This is a genomic window from uncultured Paraglaciecola sp. (assembly GCF_937123705.1).
Lineage (GTDB): Bacteria > Pseudomonadota > Gammaproteobacteria > Enterobacterales > Alteromonadaceae > Paraglaciecola.
On sequence record NZ_CAKZKO010000056.1, the window covers coordinates 75,510 to 91,273 of the forward strand.

General features: G+C 46.3%; 8 protein-coding genes. All 8 read right to left on the reverse strand.

The genetic code is table 11. The features are described 5' to 3' along the window. Position 1: 1 nt before the first annotated feature. The 8 genes from Q0688_RS09710 to Q0688_RS09745 all read right to left on the reverse strand — a co-directional run bounded on the left by Q0688_RS09710 (position 2) and on the right by Q0688_RS09745 (position 15,701). Positions 2 to 2,566, reverse strand: a complete 2,565-nt coding sequence (locus Q0688_RS09710; protein ID WP_299075298.1) for a glycoside hydrolase family 97 catalytic domain-containing protein — start codon at positions 2,564 to 2,566, stop codon at positions 2 to 4. 4 nt (positions 2,567 to 2,570) lie between these two features. Further along, positions 2,571 to 3,491, reverse strand: coding sequence for an isoaspartyl peptidase/L-asparaginase family protein (locus tag Q0688_RS09715; protein ID WP_299075415.1), 921 nt, complete (start codon positions 3,489 to 3,491; stop codon positions 2,571 to 2,573). Positions 3,492 to 3,564: 73 nt separating this feature from the next. Next, a complete protein-coding gene (locus Q0688_RS09720; RefSeq protein WP_299075301.1) occupies positions 3,565 to 5,808 on the reverse strand; it encodes a GH92 family glycosyl hydrolase in 2,244 nt (747 codons plus the stop codon). A gap of 42 nt (positions 5,809 to 5,850) precedes the next feature. After that, the gene (locus Q0688_RS09725) at positions 5,851 to 7,641 is read right to left on the reverse strand and encodes a sodium:solute symporter family protein (protein ID WP_299075304.1); all 1,791 of its coding nucleotides are present in this window, start codon (positions 7,639 to 7,641) and stop codon (positions 5,851 to 5,853) included. Positions 7,642 to 7,662: 21 nt separating this feature from the next. Then, entirely contained in the window at positions 7,663 to 10,221 is a 2,559-nt protein-coding gene (locus Q0688_RS09730; RefSeq protein ID WP_299075307.1) for a glycoside hydrolase family 2 protein, read from the reverse strand. After that, a complete protein-coding gene (locus tag Q0688_RS09735) occupies positions 10,211 to 10,933 on the reverse strand; it encodes a copper homeostasis protein CutC (protein ID WP_299075310.1) in 723 nt (240 codons plus the stop codon). Before Q0688_RS09735 ends, Q0688_RS09730 begins: the two co-directional genes overlap by 11 nt. Continuing rightward, positions 10,933 to 12,675, reverse strand: coding sequence for an endo-beta-N-acetylglucosaminidase (locus tag Q0688_RS09740; RefSeq protein WP_299075315.1), 1,743 nt, complete (start codon positions 12,673 to 12,675; stop codon positions 10,933 to 10,935). The genes Q0688_RS09735 and Q0688_RS09740 overlap by 1 nt, the downstream gene beginning before the upstream one ends. Before the next feature lie 119 nt (positions 12,676 to 12,794). Further along, on the reverse strand, positions 12,795 to 15,701 hold the full coding sequence (locus Q0688_RS09745; protein ID WP_299075317.1) for a discoidin domain-containing protein: 2,907 nt from the start codon (positions 15,699 to 15,701) through the stop codon (positions 12,795 to 12,797). Positions 15,702 to 15,764 lie beyond the last annotated feature (63 nt).

Below are 15,764 nucleotides of genomic sequence, written 5' to 3' on the forward strand. Positions count from 1 at the left end.
ATTAATGAAGTTGAATTTCGTCGGCAAAAATAAAGGCCTCTTGGCCCGGCCGAGTATGCCAGTCAGGCAAGGTCTTCGGTGTTGTCGCCTGCACCCGAATAAAACGCACGTTTTGTGGCTTAAATGAGACCGCAAAATCTTTACGCTGATAATCGGGCTCACCTTCACGGGTGTGGTATTGGGCTTGACCCACCTGAGTAAATTGCACCCCATCTCGTGAAACAGAAAATTCGATCTTTGTCGGCAATAAAATGGAATGCAAAATACTTTGTAAAAATCCCACCTCAATTCGGCTGGCCGATTGGGCCGTACCTAAATCAATCACCGCATCAAGATCTTGTTGCCTAAAACCTTGCCAACCCTGCTTATAATCGGCGCCGCCCCGCACCCCATCCACCAATGCGTTAGGCCCAGCGGCCATATAACTCGCGTCAGGCTGATGAATTAGCTTTATTGATTGGTTCTTGGCCAAATGGGTAACCCGTTTGATTTTTCCATACTGATTGCCCTGTTGGAATTGGGCTAGCCGCCCAACCAGTTGTTGCCGGTAACTCTCTATATTTGGACACTGTGATTTTGGTTGATTGACCGGCGTAATAATGGCCGCCATTCCGCCCCCGCTGGCCAACACTGCCGGTAAACGAGTTTGACTGTTGACCATAAAACAGCTGATTTCGATGGCTGTAGGGTTATCGACAAAATCTAATTCAGGTCCGTCGGCAAATAGGGTTAATTGGTATTGGGTCTCGGGGGCAAGAAAATCCAATGGAATATCGATTTGCCGTGGTGTTGCATCAGTGATACTGGCTAAAAACCACTGCTGTTTATGTCGACGAGCCATGGTCAGATGGTGGCCAATGTCTGCTTCGATAACATGGGTCTCATCCCAATCAACAGGCACCTGTCGAATAAATTCAAAAGCCAGTTGTTGCCGATAATTTTTGATCATATCGGCGGCCATCTGCATCGGGCTATACAAAGTCACGTAATGGGCTAACTGGCGAGCCAAGGTAGTATGCACTCGGTACTGAGATTGCGGATCAAACTTTAAATCAAATATACCGGGGGTGTAGTCCATCGGCCCACCGAGCAGGCGAGTAAAAGGCAGAACTAGCGTATGCTGTGGTGGATTGCCCTCACTCCAACCATTCCATTCCATCCCGCGCCCGCCTTCTCGGGTCATCATATTCGGGTAAGTCCGGCGAATCCCTGTGGCCTTAATCGGCTCATGGACATTGAGCATGATCTTATATTTAGCGGCCAACTCCACAATACGCCGATAATGATTAACCATTTGCTGGCCATGATGAAACGAACCCGCTGGCGTCATTTTGCCCGCATAACCGGTTTTTACCGCGCGCACCCCATATTTGGCATAGAGCGCGAAGGCTTGTTCGGCTTGTTGCTCATACATCGGAATATTGCCACCGGTTTCATGGTGGCCAATCAAAGTCACGCCCTTTTGCGCGGCATATTTGGCAATATCGGCTAAATCGAAATCGGCATAGGCCTGAGTATAATCTTGGATATTATGGCCCGTATGCCAAGTTTCCCAGCCTTGATTCCAGCCTTCTACTAAAACACCGCCGAAATCATTGGCGGCGGCAAAGTCGATATAGGCTTTCGTGCGCTCGGTAGTGGCACCATGTTTGGGGCCAGCCGTCCATGTATGCTCACGCATATGCATACCCCACCAAATGCCCACATATTTCATTGGCTGGAGCCACGAGGTATCGGTTAACACATTGGGTTCATTTAGATTTTCAATTAGATCTGAAATCAACAGCTCACCTGCATTATCGGCAAGTTGAATCGTTCGCCATGGGGTTTTAAATGGCGTTGCTCCCCGTACTTTGATCCCATCCGGCCATGGCACCAACTCACTGACTAACTTTTTACCTCGTTTAACTAAGGTCATGCCGGCATAATCGGTTAAGGCAGCCTCATGAATACTGAGCAAGGTGCCTTGCTGCGATTGGAAGGTGATTGGCGTATTCACCGCAGTGACATCGGCATAGGGTGTATGCCGATATTCGGCTTCGTAACTATCGAAATCTTGGGGGATCCACCAACTCGTAGGATTACCTACAACCGCAAACTCGGTATTTTCTGCAGTCATCTCAAACCGATTTAAATTGGGCTGTTTAGGCAACACCGTGCGAAACCCAATCCCATCATTAAATACCCTGAAAATTAGCTGAAATGTTCTTTCTAATTTGGTGCTTTCTTTGAGTGTAAGGACTAACTGCCGGTAGTGGTTTTCAAGCTGTTTAGTCTGGCCCCAAGGTCGTTGCCAAGGCGCATTGACCTCGGTGATGACCTGCTCAATTACAGCTAAGTTAGACCCTAATGCCGGTTGCTGTTTAAAGGTAAAGTCTATTGCCGAATCGTCAATGATTAACTGTTTATCTTTACTCAGTTGATATTTAGCAATGCCATCAATTATTTTAACTTGTAACTCAACGCGGCTATCTGGTGAGCCTAAGGTTACCTGTACGCTTGCATGGGCCGACAGCGCCACACTTAAGCACAATAACCCGCCCGCCAAACACAGCCACTTCAACATCCGTTTATAACCAACTGTTCGCATCGATCATGCGACTACCACTCGCATCGGTGACCGCATAGTTAAATCCCGGCTGAATACAATAAGAACCGTATTCACCTGTGTTAGATAAGGCCAAGAAACCCACTTGGAATTGCTTATAATCACCCAACTTTTTGGCGATCCGTTCAACCGCTTCCTTGCAGGCCTGCTCTGGCGATCGCCCCTGACGCATCAACTCTACAACAAGGTGACAACCGACAGTTTTAATCATCAACTCACCCATGCCGGTAGCGGTGGCCGCGCCCACTTCGTTATCGACATACAACCCCGCCCCAATTAACGGCGAATCGCCAACTCGCCCCGACATTTTAAATGCGGCGCCGCTAGTGGTACAAGCACCCGACAAATTACCCTGGTCATCGAGGGCCAGCATGCCAATGGTGTCGTGATTTTCCACATTGATCACCGGCGCATACTTGGACTTTTTAAGCCACTGTTGCCAAGCTGACTTGGCTTTAGGGGTTAATAGGTTTTCTTGTATAAAGCCTTGTTTCAGCGCAAATTGCTCGGCTCCTTCACCGACCAACATCACATGGGGGGTTTGTTCCATCACTTGGCGTGCCACAGATATGGGGTGTTTTATATTTTGTAAAAAGGCTACCGAGCCGCAATCCTGATTGTGATCCATGATGCAGGCATCGAGCGTAACTTTACCTTCGCGGTCGGGAAAACCACCATAACCAACCGTGGTCACTTCAGGATCGGCTTCTGGTACACGGACACCTTGCTCAACTGCATCGAGGGCAGTGCCTTTGTTTGTTAGTATTTTCCAAGCGGCTTTATTGGCTGGAATACCATGCTCCCACGTGGATACCACAATAGGCTTTTTAACTGACCTAGGCTCTGCTTGCGAAGATTGTTTGGCCTGCGCGCCGGGCAGCATCGAAGACATGCCAAGGCCCGCCACTAATTTAAGAAACTGTCTTTTATTGATCACCTTAAATTCCTTATCTTTTCTAACGATTTTCAAGAATAAAGTGCAGCTCACCACCGGCACTTAGTTGTTGATGCGTAATATGATTCACGGTTAACACTTCGCCATTCAGCAGCACCTGTTTGACAAAACCTTGCTTGTCGCCACTTTGACTGACTTTAAGAAACTTACCCTTACCCACATTAATGCTGACGTGGTCAAACAATGGGGTACCAAACACATATTCACCGCTGGCCGGATTTACCGGATAAAAGCCAAGAGCACTAAATACATACCAAGCCGACATCTGGCCCACATCATCATTGCCGGCCAAGCCATCGGGCCCATTGCGGTACATCGTTTGGCGAATTTGGCGAATTTGCTGTTCACCTTTCCACTTTTGCTGGGTAAAGGCATACAAATAAGGAATATGATGGCACGGCTCGTTACCATGGGCGTACTGGCCAATCAGACCGGAAATATCCGGCGACACATCGCCTTCCATATGCGAGCTGACGCTAAACAATTGATCTAATTTCGATACGAACGGCGACTCACCGCCAAATAGTTCGATTAGTGCGGGCACATCATGAGGTACAAACCACGAGTATTGCCACGCATTGGCTTCGGTATAATCGGTTACCCGATGATCCACATGGGTCGGGCTAAACTCTTTGACCCATTGGCCTTGTGCATCTTTGCCGCGCATAAAGCCGACGGATGTATCGAATAAGGTCTTAAAAGAGTTGGCCCGTTGACTAAAATATGCGGCGTCGTCGCTTTTGCCTAAGGCCTTGGCCATGCGGGCGATGGCCCAGTCATCGAAAGCATATTCTAAGGTTTTGGACACCGCTTCGAGTTCTAATTCTGAGGGGATATAACCGTGTTTTTTGTATAAGTCGATACCAAACTGATCTTGCATGGCCGAGGCTTTAATGGCCGCATATAAACGCTCAGGATCCACCTTAGTCAGCCCTTTAAAATACGCATCGACGAGCACGGGTACCGCATGATAACCAATCATCACATCGGTTTCATTCGACATCAGATCCCAAGTGGGTAATAGTCCCGTTTCATCATAAAAGGCCAGCATAGACTCGACCATATCATTGATTTTGTCACCATCGCTGATGGTTAACAGCGGGTGCAAGGCACGGAAGGTATCCCACAGCGAAAATAAGGTGTAACGGTTAAAATCTTGGGTTTGATGAGTCGCGCCATCGGCACCAAAATAGCTGCCGTTTTGGTCATTAAATAATTGAGGCGCTAAGAATGAATGATACAGGGCGGTGTAGAACACGGTTTTGGCCTCTTCATCGCCATCTTCAACATTAAACTTACTTAACTGCGCCGCCCATTTATTGGCGGCCGACTGTTTGACTTGCTCAAAATCAAAGCCATTTACTTCTGCCGCTAGATTCTGTTTAGCATTATTGATGCTGGTATAAGACATGCCTAGCTTGGCCACTAAAGGCTGACCGTCAATATCACCAAAATCTAATACCACTTCACTTTTTTCGGTATTGATCACATCGCCTTTTAGCGCGATGGTTTCATCGAAGGCCTTGCCTTCTACATAAAACTGATGATTAAAAGGTTGGTTAAATTCCACCACAAAATACACCGGCTGATACTCTGTCCAACCTGTGGAAATCCTGTATCCCTGCACAGTGCGGTCATCAACCACGCGCATAAAGGTCGCCACCGGCTTATCGTAGTTCTGGGCATAACCTAAGTCGATCAACAGCTTGGCCGATTCCTCGCCGGCAAAGCTATAACGATGTACGCCAGTGCGCTCGGTCACGCTAAGCTCGGCTGTGACTTTTTCATCTGTAAGCTCCAGCGAGTAATAGCCGGCACGGGCTTGCTCATTATCGTGACTGTAAGTAGTCACCACCCTGTTTAATTCATTATCCAGCCGTTGTGTATAGTCTCCGCGAAAGGGCATCACTAAAATATCGAGTAGATCACCCACGCCGGTGCCCGATAAATGGGTATGGCTAAAGCCGAATAATTGATTGTCAGAATAGTTGTAGCCTGAGGTCCAGTCCCAGCCTTTAGATGGATTATCAGGACTTAGCTGCACCATACCAAAAGGTACTGTGGCGCCCGGAAAGGTATGCCCATGGCCACCGGTACCAATTAAGGGGTCAACATATTGCAACAACGCCTTGTCTGTGGTTGAAAGGGTATGCGCTGCCGCTACTGTCGTTTGCGCTGGCTGCTGAGAACTGCTGCACGCGGCTAAGAGTATGGGTAGGACTAAGGAATAGCCAAGTATTTTCATTTTTTATATCCGTAATTATTCATGTTGAGCATTTATACAAGCCTAATCTTCCAGCTTGTCATACCAATTTTTCTTCAAAATGTAGGAGGTTAAAAGCATGATGCCGATCCCCGCCAGCATAGGCACAAACTCTTGGATCACCAGATAAATCGGGATCACCACCAAGGAAATTTGCCAAATCATGCCAACGCCCACATTCAACATATCGCGGGAAAAGTGACTGTTGGGTTCAAACTCTGGATGCTGTACTTTGACTTTAGCGCGAATAGGCCCCCATACACCCCAAGGCCTTACATTTTGATAAAAGTCCATCAGCACTTTGTCATCTTCGGCGGGAGTCAATAAGGTGCCGATAATGCTACCGAGCAAACCGGCTAATAATAAATAAGGGAAAGCAAACAAAGGTTGAATGTCCGGTGCAATCAATGGCAATAACAAAGAAGCCAGCAGCCCCGACAACATGCCCCAGAAATAACCATAAGCATTAAAGCGCCACCAGTGCCATTTCAGTAGGTTGGCCGCCGCATAACCGCCAAACAAGGCGCCAAAGATCCACTGCATAATGTCATTAATGCTAGTGATCACAAAACCTAGGCCGACACCCACCACCACTAGCAACACTGACACCAGATAACTCATCTTAATATAGGTCTTTTGCGGGGCATTAGGGTTGATATAACGCTTATACAGATCGTTAACAAAATAGGCCGGTGCCGCGTTCACTGTCGCCGCATAGGTCGACATAAAGGCTGCCAATAGACCGGCAATAAGCAAGCCGGTTAAACCTACCGGCATAAAATTTTGAATGGCGTAAGGTAATATTTGTTCGAAATCAAATGCCTGGCCACTCGCTTGGATTTTAGGGCCCATATACACTAAGGCCAAAACGGTTAAGCCGGCCACCAACATAAAGCGTGGGAAAAACATCACCAGTGATACTATGCCACTCATCTTGGCCGCTTCTTTGGCATTGCGAGTGGCGAGAATACGCTGCATATCGTAGTTTGGCACCGGCCCGGCCATGCTAAACAGCACGCCCTTAAACAGCATCATCATAAAAAACAGGCCAAACAACGAGAAATCATCTTGCTGCATTTTAAGGTTAACCGAGTCGATAACACCGCTCCAGTTCAAATCTAATTCCCAGCCAAACCACAATGACTTCCAACCTTGTGGGATCACCGCATTCAGCGCCTCGGGACTGACCATATTGATTGCAATGATACCCACCGCCAAAGAGGCAATGGCCATAATCACAAACTGCAACAACTCGGTAAAGACCACACTGAACATGCCACCTTTAACAACATATAAAGTTGTAATAGCAAAAATCACTATGGCGTAAGTATCGGCTGAGAATTCCCAAGGGAAGAAGATCACCGCAAATTTGCCAATACCTTTAAACGCATAGGCAATAAACCCAATGGCGCTAACCAAGGCGAATATCACCACTATCATGTGTGACAACTCAGCGCCGCGGCCAGTGCCGAAACGAGTTTTAAGCCACTCGGCACCGGTAAGCACATTAGATCGGCGCAACCAAGCCGACAGATAAATCATCAAAAACACTTGGTTGAATATGGGCCAGATCCACGGTAGCCAGGCGCTTTTTAATCCATAGACGAATAACATCGACACCAGCCACATGGTGCCGGTGATATCGAACATGCCCGAGGCATTAGACACGCCCAAGGCCCACCATGGAATTTTTTTACCGCCCAAAAAATAGGAATTTAAGTCTTTGGAAGCCTGCTTTGAAAGGTAAAACCCTATGCCGATAGTGGCCACCAAATAGATGGCAATAATGGCAATATCAATATGCGCTAATGTCATTCTCACACCTTTATTAGTATTTTAGTAGGTGTCCACAATGGACATCTGAGTGAGTTTTTGTCGAAGCGTATCTTCGGTCAATTCAACCCCAACTGGCAATGGCATCGAAATCGTTTTATCAGTCATTGGCAGCAAATCGAAGAAATTATCGCTGAAATTTCCGACAACGCCTTCAATCGACAAATATAACTGCCTAACCAACGTATCGCTGCTTAGTTTCAGTTCAATTTTGCCTGCCAGGATCCGGCTAGCGATAGCAATCTTGGCCGGTTTAAGTTTAAGTGCCTTGGTCTGATCAAAATAATGTAAGGCTTGGCTCAGCAACGCTGCATCTTTACTTCTTAGGTTGGCCACCAGTACCACTTGCTGCTGATCATATTGCTGTAATAAATCATTTATCTTCAAATGAGACAAAAGCATGCAGCTATTTGGCACAGATCCCACGGACATTGTATCGCCCCATAAAATATCGCCAGCAAAGTTAATTAATTTTAATTCTAAGTCCAACTCATCTGCGCTAGGTGCATCACTCACCAAACTCACAATAAGATCCTGCTGTTTTTGTTCGATAAACACGGCCTTATGCTCGAATGAACGCTTGGCCTGATAATGCATAGCTTTCCAGCGGCCAAAATAGTCGATACTTGACCATGACGCCACCGGCCAGCAATCATTAAATTGCCAGTACAAGGTGCCCATACAAAATGGCATGGCCAATCTATGGGATTCAAAGGCAATTTTCATGCCTTGTGCCTGCACGACTTGGCTCATATACAAGAAGCTCTCGAAGTCTTTGGGCTGGCGATATTCTTGCAACATATACTGCTTAATCAGTTGATTGCCGCGACCATGTTTTTGATGAACGCCCATAACATCGGATTCAATATGCCAATCCTGCTCAACCGAATATTGTTTCACTGACTCCATGATGGGGAAAGACTGAAAGCCATATTCGCTCATAAAGCGCGGCACCCTATGCCTAAACTCTTCGAAGGGCTCCTCACCATGCCACACCCCCCAATAATGGTTATCACCGCGTTTATCGTCTTGCGGATCCTCCCAGAAACCAATAGGTGAAGAGGGGAAATAGAAACGATCAGGATCGTAGGTTGCTACCATGCTTGGCAATAGTGTATTAAACAGTTCTGCATAGTCTTGCTTTAATCTTTCATACAATTCATCGGAATAAGCAAACTTCTCTGGCCATTGCCAATCTTGAATGCCCATTTCAACCTCATTATTGCCACACCAAAGGGCAATACAGGGATGATTACGCAGGCGTTTAATATTATATTTTGCCTCGGCTTGCACGTCTTGTAAAAAGCTCTCATCGGCGGGATACAAAGTGCAGGCAAACATAAAATCTTGCCAGATTAATATGCCATATTCATCGGCTAAGCGATAAAATTCATCGCTTTCATACACACCACCGCCCCATACTCGTAACATATTCATATTAGCGGCGACGGCATCTTCGAAGATCTGGCGATATTTATTATTATCGACTCGATTTAAAAAACTATCGGAAGGGATATAATTGGCGCCCTTCATAAATACAGGGTGGCCATTGACCTTAATATAAAAGCATTCACCCTCTTCATCGGGCTGATTAACCACTTCTATGCTTCTTAAGCCAATTTCTAACTCAGCTTGATCCCGTTGAACATTGTCAGTTATTAAGGTCACAGAAAATTGATATAAAAAAGCCTGACCTAGGCCATTAGGCCACCAGCGTTGTGGATTATCGATATCTATTGCTACCTGAATTCTGTTGCTCGCCGTTTGAAAATAGCTAACAACATTTAACTCGGGAAGCTGTGCACACTGGATAGATAAACGGCTATTAGATTCACTGGCCTGATTAAGTTTCACATTTAATATCAGTTTGGCTTGATTATCATTCAACTCCAGTTGCTGATAGGCCACATCTTGAATACGGCAATCAGCGCTGGCCTGTATATAGATATCGCGCCAGATGCCACTAGTGACAAAACGCGGGCCCCAATCCCAACCATAGTGATAAGGTGCCTTGCGGGTATATACACTAAGCCTTTCCTCGGACTTGTCATTCTCAGCTGGATAGGTAAAACCATTGGCCAGATATTGTGAATACACTTCTTTGATGGGCGATCTAAATCTAACTAACAACTGATTATTACCGGCCTTGAGCTGTTGTTTACAATCCACCCTATGACCAACGAACATATTGCTGCTGGATAAAATCACATTGTCGTTGAGCATGACATCGCAATAGGTATCTAAACCATCCATGATTAAATCAACTTGTGGCTGCCCAATTAATTCGGCTTCCACATTAAATTCAAGTTTATATTCCCAGTCTTGCTGCTCAATCCACTGGAGGTTATTTTCTTCGCAGCGGTAAAAGGGGTCAGCAATCAACTCATTGGCCAGTAAATCGGTAAAATTACAGCCAGGAACAGTGGCTGGCAGCCACTCCTGAGTGCCCACCTGCCGAAACTGCCATTTGCCATTTAGGCTTTGGCGGCTCGGCTCGGCCGCTTTATCTGTTCGAGTATTCAACATCATTTTTCCATTCGTTGAAGCCAAATTATTGTCCATATACCAACGCCTTCAACTTCATTAAATCGGTTAATTGACCTGTGTGCACCCCGGAGAAAGCGTGCAAAGAGATGTTGTTGTGCTGCCCATTGACCGCTTCCAGTAGTAAGTCCGCGTTATGATGGGAGACATTACCCGCAATCACAACTTCGAGTTGATTGTTTGCCTTTTCAACCACTTGCACTAATTCTGGTAAACCTTTGTCAGCACCAAGGTTACTGAGCCAAGGCGTGCCACTGGTTAGCACCCGACCGATACCGAGATCGACCAATTGCTGTATGGCATCGCCACGAGAACTCAACATATCGATGGCACGGTGGAAGGTCATAGACATCCCAACACGCTGACAAATAGCCAAAACCTGCGCCGTTGCATCAAGATCGATATGTGAGCCAGATAGGTCTAGCGCACCAAAAACAATGCCATTAGCCCCCGCCTCGGCTATAAAATCAATCTGTTGTTGCATTTGTTCTAATTCGACGGCGCTATAGTGAAAGTCTCGATTATGAGGTCTTAGCATCACCATCACATCCAGCTTGTTAGCCGCCGTTTTACAGGCCAACTGAACCGCTTCGATACTTGGGGTTAATCCGCCCAAATGCATCTCACTGCATAGCTCTATCCGCTGGGCGCCACCTTGGATGGCAACCTGCACATTATCGGCTAGCAAGTGCAGATCATCGGTGGACATACAGACTTCAACAGGGCGCATCAGTGTATTCCTATCAAGCCAATATGACTGGTTGACTGGGCAACATCAGTTTGGGCCAGTTTCAGCCCGATCCTTATGACTTGTTGACCGGCCAATTTTTCTAAGCTTTGAGAAAATTTCTGCCATTGCTTAGGCTGGCTGGGAATATCGAATTTGAACTCTTGCCCACTCTTAGTCTGCATCCACAAGCTTAATACGCCATCGGGCAAGTCGGTTTGGGTTACTAAGGTTAATTGGCTTTGCGGGCGAATCTCGAAATGGGTCTGGTACAGTGGAATAATTGCATTCCCAGCGCGTAAATCGGCTTCTATGGCTAATGAGCTGCCGCCGTTATAGGCTTGGTTAAAATTGTAATACACTGAGACTTTATCGTTTCCTTCCACTGCAAATTGCCAGGTGGGCAATATGTCCTGCTCAGCCATGTTATGCCATTCACCATCCTCAACTTGGCCTTTTTCGGCACGCATTAACCCGTGGCCGGTATTGAAATGGGTCAGGAAGGGTAAGCTGGTTAGACTCGACTTCGCTGGCACATAGCGCCCTAGACCTGGCCAATTGGCATCATCAATAGCAAGGTTTAAGTCATCACCGGCAAAAAAACGGGTTTCGGCCGCATAAAATCTACGATGATCATTCTTGTCGGTTCTATAACCACTGAGGATTGGCAATTTATCATTACCATCAAAATTAAAGTTTACATTATTTGCAAATAGCGCAATCGAGCTAAGCGCTTTGTCCCCTTGCCCCGGAAAAATATCGGTTAGCCAATCGGTTTCAACAAACATACTTTGGGCTTTACGCTCTGGCCATAAATCTATTCCAGAATAAACCTCGTAGGGTGAACGCTGCAATGAAGTAGCTTTATGATTGGTGGCTTTGAGCATTTCTTCATCCCACCAATAATTTAAAAAGATAGCGTCAGAAACACGGCCTTTGGCCCCAATCCCTTGCTGAAATAGCACTTGATTCTTATCATTTAACGCATTTTGCCATTTGACCCGACCATCCATAATCATGGAGTCGTACCAATGGATCTCCATTTCGGGCGGGGCAAGACTGGTCAGGTAAGCCATAAAAACTTGCATCTCAGCAGCCAGCTTCGCCGCTCGGTCATAATCACGAGCAAAAAAACGCAGCTCATTGTTTTCGTCTTTTACTCTGGTTAAATCGGTTTCTTGATTCATTAACCAGCCATCAAAACCATAAAATTCAGCGATGTCGACTAGCTTATGGGCAGCAGGAAATCCACCGGATTTATCCCGTTGTAGCAGTTGCGCCACAGTATCGGCACTACCACCAAAACGAGCAATGCCCAAAAATACCGAGCCAATGACTTTGACCCCGTTTTTATGGGCAGCCTCTACCCAAGGCCGTGCGGGAATATTTATGGTTTGGGTGGCCGTGCCAGCGAACCAATTGAGCACATCGATTTGTGACCAATGGGTAAAATTATATAAATTAAATTTTTGTTGTGGTTCAAGATAATTGGCAAAATTATTCATGCCATCGGGGGCTATTAACACTTTAACCTTGCTGTCTTTATTGCCTTGTAGAGGAGCGACGAATCGAGAAGCCAGTGGTTGAGTAGACACATTGCGTTTGTCAGCAAGTTTTGACTGAGGTGACCACTGTTGTAATTGATCTAAGGTTAAGGAAAAAGGCACCTGATCTTGGTTAATCTCGGCTTGGCCAGAGGCACAGGTTAACGCCAGTAAGCTCAAGACATACAAGGATAGTTTCATAAAGTTGAATTCCACAAAGCAATCATCCGAGAAACGGATGAAGACCTAAAATACGATAATAACTCTCGCTGCACCTTATTCGTGGCGCAACGAGATATTACTTATATGCTTATTAAAACTTAAAGTTCAGGACCTATTAGTTCAATTTCAGCCACTTGCATTAAGGTGTCATCACCTTTGTTTTTGGTAATATTCAAACGATAACTGCTATAGGCAAAACCATTCCCCATTTCAAACAACTTACGCTCGAAACGATTATCGAATGATTCACCAATCCAACTCGCCACTGGCGTCCATGTAACCCCACCATCGTTAGAGCCAACTAAGGTGAAGTTTTCTGGATCGCGGCCTGGGGCATCATTAGCACTAGTGATAGCTATACTGCTTACAATACGGGCGGTATCGAAGTCTACTTGTACCCAAGATGGATTTTCAACCGTAGGAGCGCCGCTCCAGTCATTGTGATCGAGCCATTTGGTTTCGACATTATCATCGAATACAAACTGTTCGGCTTCACCATCTCCTATGCGATTTCTAGCGGTATATACTGCATCGGCGGCAGACGAATGGTCAACGGCTGCATATTGCGGCCCTAGCATCTCGATTTCAGCCACTTGCATTAGCGTGTCATCACCTTTGTTCTTGGTGATATTCAAGCGATAGTAAGTGAATGCCAAGTCGTTTCCGAAGCTAAACTGTTTACGCTCAAAACGGTCATCAAAGGACTCGCCTATCCAGCTGCCTAAGACAATCCAGTTAGTACCATCCATTGAACCTGCAATATTGAAGTTTTCAGGATCGCGCCCCGGTGCATCATTAGCACTGGTAAGCGCCAACTTATTAACCGCCACGGCATCAAGGGTTTGAATTTGTATCCAAGATGGATCTTCATCCGTTGGTGCACCTGACCAGTCATTGTGATCTAACCATTTAGTATTGGCATCGCCATCAAAGGCAAATATTTCCGCTTCGCCATCGCCGATGCGATTACGACCGGTGATCACCACGCCTGCAGATTGACCATGATTAAGGCCTGCGACTTTTGGACCAATCAGCTCAAACTCAGCGACCTGCATCAAGGTATCATCACCTTTGTTTTTAGTGATATTCAGGCGATAAGTCTCGAACGCCAGTACATTATCGACCCGCAATAACTTACGCTCGAAACGCTCATCGAACGCCTCACCAATCCACTCACCTAAAGTCACCCAAGTTGTGCCGCCGTCATTGGAGCCCACTAAAGTGAAGTTTTCAGGATCACGGCCCGGCGCATCATTGGCACTAGTAATACCTAATACATCAACGGCCACTGCTTGCGGAAAATCAACCTGAACCCATGACGGATTATCAACAGTTGGAGCGCCGCTCCAGTCATTGTGATCGAGCCATTTAGTTTCAGCATTATTATCGAAAGCGAAAGACTCTGCTTCACCGTCACCGATACGGTTTCTAGCAGTAATAACCCCAGTTCCTACCGGGTCGGTATGATCGACGCTTGCATGAATGGGTCCTACAAATTCAATTTCAGCCACTTGCATTAAGGTGTCATCACCCTTGTTTTTGGTAATGTTCAAGCGGTAATGAGTGTATTCGAGTCCATTACTGAATCTGAATTCTTTACGTTCAAAGCGTTCATCAAAGGTTTCGCCAATGAAACTGGCCAACGCCACCCAATTGGTGCCATCGTTTGAGGCAACTAAAGTAAAGTTCTCAGGATCACGGCCCGGTGCATCATTGGCACTGGTCATAAACAAGCTGCTGACCGCCTGAGCTTCGGCAAACTGCACTTGAACCCATGAAGGATCTTCAACGCTAGGCGCTCCACTCCAGTCATTGTGATCCAACCATTTAGTTTCCGCACTGCCATCAAAGGCAAAGGATTCAGCTTCTCCATCACCGATGCGATTACGAGCTGTGATTATGGCGCTGGCCAAATTCACGTCGTTAGTCACTTCCTGTACCGGGCCACTGCTTGGCGTGTCATCGAGGAAAGGTAATTCCACATCGATAACTTGGTCGGCTGTCATACCGAGTTCTGCCAAGAAAGGTACGGCACTAACAGAAGCTAATAAACGTTCACGAATAGGTGCCAACACCGAAGGTTCGCCACCCATGGCCAATTCGGTCAATGAAACGGTTTCATCAAGCAAGGTATTAAATTGCTCAAGCTCATTGATGTGAGCAAAAGCTGCATTCACTAGAGACAACTTGATAACATTGGCGTTAGCTAACACATCACTACAAACTTCTTCACCTGGTGTTGCATCACCATTTTCTTCAAATAGTGGGTCGCCATTTTCATCCACGGCTTGTAGCGTTTCACAGTCTTGACCTACAACGAAGTTATCGTAAGACTCAGCGCTGATCAAAGGTAGGTCAAAAACATTGCTACCGGGAGAAAACACGCCTAATGCTTTTAAAGTAATGGTAGAAAACTCACTCATAGCCAGTTCAAACAAAGGCCTAACTGAAATATTCTTACCGGCAGCTGCGGCGTTTTCGAGTAAATCGGATGCAATTGTGGTCAAAGAGTTAGCCACAAAACTGGCATCAGCTGACCCATCTGCACTACTTGCGTAGGGCACAGAAACATAGGCCAAGGATTTTAAGGTTGAGCCAGTCAACGGCGCACCACTGAGTTCCATACCCATATCGACACCGGCGCAAGTGATAGCATCACACATCATAGTGGTTGCGCTATCAGCTGTTACAGTTACAACAACAGCGCTGTCGATACCAAAACCTGGATTCGCTTCGAGCTGCAAATTAATCTCACCATGGCTATCCGTTTGGCTGCCAGAAGAGATAACAATATCAGCACCATTAAGTTGAGTAATCGCGACTTTAGCACCGCTTAACGTCCCTTTTACCGCCGACCCCATTACATCTGCCGATGTCATGGTGTTAACCGCTGCTCGAGCGGGCAAATCTGTGGCGACGGGATCATTACCGCTACCACATCCATAAAGTGAGCCCATTGCAATAATAATGGCAGCAGGCTTAAATGTTTTATAGAGCTTGTTCATTCATTTTTCCTCTATTCAATCTGTTTAACGTCATCTGTTTAAATACATTCATATTCTGGGAGA

What these genes read in the sequence shown, in the direction of transcription:
- Q0688_RS09725 (WP_299075304.1), bottom strand. Translation starts at nt 7,641, where the DNA reads ATGACATTAGCGCATATTGATATTGCCATTATTGCCATCTATTTGGTG.
- Q0688_RS09730 (WP_299075307.1), bottom strand. Translation starts at nt 10,221, where the DNA reads ATGGACAATAATTTGGCTTCAACGAATGGAAAAATGATGTTGAATACT.
- Q0688_RS09710 (WP_299075298.1), bottom strand. Translation starts at nt 2,566, where the DNA reads ATGTTGAAGTGGCTGTGTTTGGCGGGCGGGTTATTGTGCTTAAGTGTG.
- Q0688_RS09735 (WP_299075310.1), bottom strand. Translation starts at nt 10,933, where the DNA reads ATGCGCCCTGTTGAAGTCTGTATGTCCACCGATGATCTGCACTTGCTA.
- Q0688_RS09745 (WP_299075317.1), bottom strand. Translation starts at nt 15,701, where the DNA reads ATGAACAAGCTCTATAAAACATTTAAGCCTGCTGCCATTATTATTGCA.
- Q0688_RS09715 (WP_299075415.1), bottom strand. Translation starts at nt 3,491, where the DNA reads ATGCTGCCCGGCGCGCAGGCCAAACAATCTTCGCAAGCAGAGCCTAGG.
- Q0688_RS09720 (WP_299075301.1), bottom strand. Translation starts at nt 5,808, where the DNA reads ATGAAAATACTTGGCTATTCCTTAGTCCTACCCATACTCTTAGCCGCG.
- Q0688_RS09740 (WP_299075315.1), bottom strand. Translation starts at nt 12,675, where the DNA reads ATGAAACTATCCTTGTATGTCTTGAGCTTACTGGCGTTAACCTGTGCC.